This is a genomic window from Candidatus Dormiibacterota bacterium (assembly GCA_035532035.1).
In the GTDB taxonomy this organism is placed as follows: Bacteria; Vulcanimicrobiota; Vulcanimicrobiia; order Vulcanimicrobiales; family Vulcanimicrobiaceae; genus Tyrphobacter.
The window spans coordinates 1-6,345 of the sequence record DATKRS010000013.1 but is presented as its reverse complement, the minus strand read 5'-3'; the positions used below and the strand labels follow the sequence as shown (position 1 = coordinate 6,345).

At 63.4% G+C, this 6,345-nt stretch carries 5 protein-coding genes; 2 read left to right on the top strand and 3 right to left on the bottom strand.

Annotated features, from left to right (window positions below):
* Positions 1–789 (bottom strand): hypothetical protein (locus VMV82_04835; protein ID HUY40876.1); only part of this gene is annotated, 789 nt, incomplete at its 3' end.
* A 225-nt stretch (positions 790–1,014) separates the two neighbouring features.
* Here VMV82_04835 and VMV82_04830 point away from each other — a divergent pair.
* Positions 1,015–2,676 carry an NAD(P)/FAD-dependent oxidoreductase gene (locus VMV82_04830; GenBank protein ID HUY40875.1) on the top strand — a complete coding sequence of 554 codons (1,662 nt, stop codon included), beginning with the start codon at positions 1,015–1,017 and terminating at the stop codon, positions 2,674–2,676.
* On the opposite strand, the gene VMV82_04825 is transcribed toward VMV82_04830, so the two are convergent.
* Positions 2,600–3,691 carry a CsgG/HfaB family protein gene (locus VMV82_04825; protein ID HUY40874.1) on the bottom strand — a complete coding sequence of 364 codons (1,092 nt, stop codon included), beginning with the start codon at positions 3,689–3,691 and terminating at the stop codon, positions 2,600–2,602. The genes VMV82_04830 and VMV82_04825 overlap by 77 nt on opposite strands.
* 306 nt (positions 3,692–3,997) lie before the next feature.
* Between VMV82_04825 and VMV82_04820 the strand changes: the two genes are divergently transcribed.
* On the top strand, positions 3,998–5,569 hold the full coding sequence (locus VMV82_04820) for a GMC family oxidoreductase (protein ID HUY40873.1): 1,572 nt from the start codon (positions 3,998–4,000) through the stop codon (positions 5,567–5,569).
* 14 nt (positions 5,570–5,583) lie between these two features.
* Here the strand turns inward: VMV82_04820 and VMV82_04815 are convergent.
* A partial coding sequence (locus VMV82_04815) for a carbonic anhydrase (protein HUY40872.1) occupies positions 5,584–6,345 on the bottom strand: 762 nt, incomplete at its 5' end.

The following is a 6,345-nucleotide window of genomic DNA, read 5'->3' as shown; positions in this document are numbered from 1 at the left end:
GACCACCACGCAACTGGTCGTGAACCAGTCCGGCGCCGCCAGTGCCCCGACCCTATGCGAGTTTCCCGCGTACGCGCTGTAGGCCTCAATCACTTTGACGACGCCGTACGCGCTGACGATGACGATCGCAACCGACATCGCGCAGCCGAAGAGCAATCCGGGGGCAATCCACTGTAGGCGTCGCACGTCACCGGTCTTGGCGCGCAGCATTCGCACGATGCGAGCGACGAGAATCGCGGTGGACGCCAAAAGGAGCAAAAGCAGCGCGAACGATGTGATGGCATACGCAAGTGCGAACGGCGCGAGCTCGTGCAGGTGATGGAGGATGCGTGAGTTGTTGACGGCAGTGACGAGCATCGCAACGAAGATGCCAATCGCCGCGATCGTCAAAAAGGCGCTCAACAGCGCCGCGAACCCGAGGCGCCGCGTGGCGCGGAGCGCGCCGCTCGACGCGAAAGCGTCGAGAACGACGCTGGCGCGCCAGAGCGCAAGCTGGGCGAACACCGCGGCGAGCGCGTTGAACTCCGTGTTCGCCGCGGCGCCGATCGTCACGGAAAGCAACGCAGCGCCCATCACAAACGAATACACTAAGTACAGCGACACTGCGGTCGTGACGCGGTCGTGACGAGAAAACATCTGTACGACCAGCGCGATAATCAGCGGTGGAAGCAGGAGCGCGGCGACGACCAGACCGTCGCCCTCCAGTACGTAACCCAGCCCGACGAGCGCGGCAATGCCGGCGGCGCACACGGTCACGGCACCAGTTCCAAAGGCAGCTATGCGCGCCATGGCCTTGATGATTGGACGAGGGCGCGGAGCGCGCCTGTAAGCCGCACTTGCGCATGGGCAAACCTTCTTTCTGGTTGGGGTTCGCTGCGGTTTTTCTAGGAATCCGTGGGATAATAGCGCATAGACATCGCCCGTGCGGTCGCGGCTCGAAGCTTATGCCTAAAAGAAACCTGCCCTACCTTGCTTTCAGCCGGCCGCGTTACGCCAGTAGTAGACGGGAGAAACATGCACTCCAAATATGACGCGATCGTAATCGGTGGTGGCCACAACGGTCTCGTCGCGGCGTGTTACCTCGCACGCGCGAAATGGAAGGTTCTCGTGCTCGAGCGGCGCTCGATCGTCGGCGGCGCCTGCGTCACCGAAGAGATCTTTCCCGGGTACAAGATATCGACGGCGGCGTACGTCAACAGCCTCTTCCGGCCTGAGATCGTACGCGATCTCAATCTGAAGGCGTATGGCTTCGAGGTGATCGAGCGCAATCCGGCGTCGTTCTCGCCGTTTCTCGACGGGCGATACCTGATGCTCGGGCGCGGCATCGAAGAGGACGCTCGGGAGATCGCGAAGTTCAGCACGCGCGACGCGCACGCATATCCGAAATACGAAGCGATGCTCGGGCGCGTTGCGTCGGTCATCGAGCCGACGCTCATGCAGGCCCCGCCGAATATCCGCCGGCCGAGGCTCGGTGATCTCGTAGCGGCGTTGCGGCTTGGCCGTTCGATGCAACGCCTGGGATCCGCGATGACGCAAGCCGTGGAGGTCCTCACCGGAGCCGCACGGCCGATCCTCGACCGCTGGTTCGAGTCGGAGGAGCTGAAGGGCACGCTTGCGACCGACGCGATCATCGGCGCATTCATGGCGCCATCGATGCCCGGTACCGCCTACGTTCTCTTCCATCACGTGATGGGTGAGACGAACGGCAAGAAAGGGGTGTGGGCCTATATGCGCGGCGGCATGGGCGGCATCACGCAGGCGCTCGCCAAAGCAGCCACGGCTCTCGGCGCCGAGATCCGCACGGACGCCGAGGTTGCGCGGATCGTCGTCAAGAACGGCACGGCGACTGGCGTCGTGCTCGCCAACGGCGACGAGATTGCGGCGCGCACCGTTGCAAGCGGCGTCGACATGCATCACACGTTCGAACGATTCATAGATCCGCAGCTGCTGCCGCCCGACTTTCGGGAAGCGATCGCGCGTATCTCGTACGATAGCGCCTCGCTCAAGATCAATGCTGCAATCGACCGCCTCCCGAGCTTCACCGCGCTCCCGGGACGAGAGCCCGGCGTGCAGCATCACGGCACCGTGCATCTCTGCCCGGATCAGGACTTCATCGAACGGGCGTACGACGATGCAAAATATGGACGCGCTTCGCGGGAGCCCGTCGTCGAGTTCCAAATGCCGTCATCGCTCGATTCCACCCTGGCTCCGCCGGGGAAACACGTCGTCTCGATGTTCGTGCAGTATGCTCCGTACCGTTTGAAAGAGGGTCCGTGGACGGAACGGCTCAAGGACGAGTTTGCCGACCGCTGCTTCGCGATCGTGGAGCGCTACGCACCGGGATTCACGGAATCGGTCATCGACCGCCAAATCTTGACGCCGCCCGATATCGAAGAGCGCTTCGGTCTCACCGGCGGCAACATCTTCCAGGGCTCGATGTCGCTCGACAACCTCTTCGCCTTTCGCCCCGTTCCCGGATACGCCGACTATCGCACTCCGATCGAAAATCTCTACGTGTGCGGTTCCGCGGCGCACCCGGGAGGCGGCGTCATGGGTGCTGCAGGCTATAACGCGGCACGCGTGATGCTGCGACGAGGCGTTACGGTTCCGACTTTACCTCTTGGCCGTTCGCGGGGGAACCGGAGACGCGACGCCCGATCGCGGTCTGCGGACTGACCGACGTTATCTCGATTCTTCCCGTCGGCTGGTTGACCGTGAGGTATCTGCCCGTACCGGGATCGCGAACCTGTGACACCTTCATCACCGCAAAGTATTGCCCGGTGGCAACCCCGCGCGACGATCCGAGATTGATGATGTAGTACCCGCTGTCGACCGCGATGATCCTCCCGGTGAGCGACGGCCCCATCGGCGCAGCGCTCAACGGGCGGCCTCCATCTATGTGCGCCGCAATGATACCGGCCTCGGCGTCGATGAGGTGCCCCATGGTCGATGAAATGAAGTTTGCGTTCTCGTAGCTGCCGTACGTGCCGGTCAAGAAGTCGGCGCCGCCGACGCTCCACGAGTTTGCCGTCTGCGTCTGCTCGTCGTCGAATGCCTCAACGATCTGACCGGTCTCGACGTTCACCACGCGCACCGAGACCTTGATCGTGACGCGACCGCTGCCAAAGTTCCCGGAGAGCGCGCCCGCAACCGAATGTGTGACGTGACTCGTCGTGACGCTCGAGGTGCGGGGTGCGGCCGTTGGGCACCGCGTCTCCATCGTGGGCCTGTAACACGGCGGCGGCGTACCTTCAACCGTGGTTGCGTGCCTGCTCGACACGACGTGGCTCACAACAATATTCTGGCCGAGGCTCGCGCCCGAGCTCCCCGTCTGATCGAACTGGACGACGTTGCCCTCGATCAAGAAGTGTGCGCCGACGAGCCGCGCTGCTCGTACCGCCGTCTCTGGGTCGACCGCGCCTGACGTGTCGAGTCGATGCTCCTGCATCGTGTCGCCGAGCCTCGCGCGCTCCACGACGTTGAACCTGCCGGCGTTCACCAGCCGGTCCGTGACGAGGTCCGAGAGCGCAACGCCGGGCTCGAACTGCCCCCACCAATCACCGGTAAGCCCCTGCGTAGAGAAGTTCATCACCGCCACCGCAGGCTGGGCCTGCTGCGCGAGCCCCGATGAAACGCCCGCGCCGAGACCCAGGCAGAAGACAAACCAAAAAATCCAAAGAAATCTTCCCATGCAGAGCTCCTCTCGTGAGCCTCCACGGCTCCGGATTGCAGCATTGTCGCTTCGAGAACGCGCTCCCTACCGAGAACGCGAGCGACTCGTTCTCTTTGCCGCACGCCGAACAGAGCTTGGACGACGGGAACCAGCGATCAGCGATCACGCTCGATCCAGCCACGTTGAGGCCGGGAGCCCTGGGCTCAACCAGTCAGATGTTCATCCTGTCTTAGCGCTCAACGTTGTAGCACGATTGATGAATATTACCAGAATTGGCCGCAAAACAGAGGGGAACTTGCAAATTGGGGTTGGTACACTTGGGGCGTGGCGACCGAGCATTACGAGGTCATCATCATCGGTACGGGCGCGGGCGGAGGTACGCTCGCGCACACGCTCGCGCCCTCAGGTAGGAAGCTGCTCTTGCTCGAGCGTGGGAACTTCCTACCGCGCGAGCTCGAGAACTGGGACCCCAAGGCCGTGTTCCAGGAAAACCGTTACATCTCGAAAGAGACGTGGCTCGACGCGGACGGCAGGCCGTTTCAGCCGCAGGTTCATTATTTCGTCGGGGGAGCGACCAAGGTGTACGGGGCGTCGCTCTATCGGCTGCGGCCGCAAGATTTTGGAGACGTCCGGCACATCGACGGGGTGTCGCCGGCATGGCCGCTCGGGTACGACGATTTCGAGCCGTATTATTCGAAAGCCGAGTGGTTGTATCAGATTCACGGCAACCGCGGCGAGGATCCGACCGAAGGGTATGCGAGCAAGCCCTATCCGTGGCCGGCCGTGTCCAACGAGCCGCGCATGGCTGCGCTCATGAGCGATCTCGCGGCTGCGGGTTACCACCCGTTCCATGCGCCGTGCGGGATACTGCTCGACGAAGCCGATCCGCCGCGCAGCGCGTGCATCAGATGCAAATGGTGCGACGGGTACCCGTGCCTCGTCCACGCGAAATCCGATGCCGAGGTTCTCGCAGTTCGGCCGATCCTCGACATGCCGAACGTGACGCTCCTGGTCGGAGCAGAGGTCGTCAAACTCGAGACCGGAGACTCAGGCCGCACCGTGACGAAGGTGATCGTCGAGCGACGTGGCGCTCGCGAAGAGTACTCGAGCGACGTCGTCGTCGTCTCTGCCGGCGCTGCGAACTCGGCGAAGCTGCTCCTTCGCTCAGCGAACGACGCGCATCCTCGGGGGCTTGCGAACGGCTCGGGACAGGTCGGGCGCAACTACATGTTCCACAACTGCGCGGCGGTGATGGCCGTCTCGCTCGAGAAAAACCCGACGGTCTTCCAAAAGACGCTGGCCCTCAACGATTTCTACTTCGGCGAGCGCGACTTCGCATATCCGATGGGTAACATTCAAATGGTGGGGAAATCGCAACCCCCGATGTATCGCGGCGAGCGCCCGCGCGAGACCGCCCTGGCACCCGAGTTCACGCTGCAAGAGCTTTCCGATCACTCCGTCGATTTTTGGCTGACGACCGAAGACCTGCCACGTCCCGAGAACCGCATCACCGTCGCGGCGGACGGGACGATCACGCTGTCGTACCAGCCGACGAATAGGGAAGAGTTCGCGCGCCTCTTTCGCCGGCTCGAGGCGATGCTCGGCGGCATCGGCATGCGGCCGCGTCGCCTGCTGCAGCGCAACCACTACTTCGAGCAAGACGTGCCGATCGCCGGCGTCGGGCATCAGGTGGGAACCTGCCGCTTCGGCGTCGATCCGGCTACGACGGTTCTCGACCTCACCTGCAAGACGCACGAGATCGACAATCTCTACGTCGTCGACACGAGTTTCTTCCCCAGCATCGGCGCGGTGAACCCGGCTCTGACCGCGATGGCGAATGCGATCCGGGTCGGCGAACATCTTGCCGAGCGTCTGCGAGGAGGCGCGGCTACGTGATCCTCGTCGCGGCGCTACGCGATAACCTGAACTCGCCCCGTGTGCAGGTCGTAGACGCCGCCGGTAACGTGCAAGGATCCGGCTCTTACCGCGTCGTCGACGATATGAGAGCGTTGCGTCATCGCATGCACGTTGCGCCTGACGTTCTCTGATACGGCATTCGCGAGCCAGTCGCCGTGAAGGCCTCTGGCCGCTCGAGCGGCGGGCGCAATCGCCATCACGACGTCTTGAATGTGGCCGGGCTGCGTCGCACCGTCTTTGACGTACGTGAGTGCGGCGCTGACGGCCCCGCAGCTCGAGTGACCGAGCACGAGGATGAGCTTCGATTTGAGAACCGCCACCGAGTACTCGATCGAGCCAAGCCCGTCATCGGTAAGATAGTTCCCCGCCACGCGAACGACGAAGACGTTTCCCGGAACCTGATCGAAGACCGTTTCGACGGGAACGCGCGAGTCCGAGCATCCGAGCACGACGGCAAACGGATTCTGTCCGCTCGCGAGTTCTGCAACGCGCGCCGTGAGCGGAGCGCACTCCGGCCTGCCGGCCGCGAAGCGCGCGTTGCCCGCCTTGAGTTTGGCGAGTGCGTCGGCGGGAGTCGACGCCTCCATCGGCGGGCCGCCGCCGGCCGCATCGGCGGTTCGCGCGGATCCGAGTCCGGCGACGTAGCTCGCCCCCAAAACGAGGGACGTCGCTTTCAGGAATGCGGCGCGGCCGCAGCTATCGGGAGGATCGCTCATGACCTCTTCTTCTCGCTCTCGATTCACATCGCATTCATC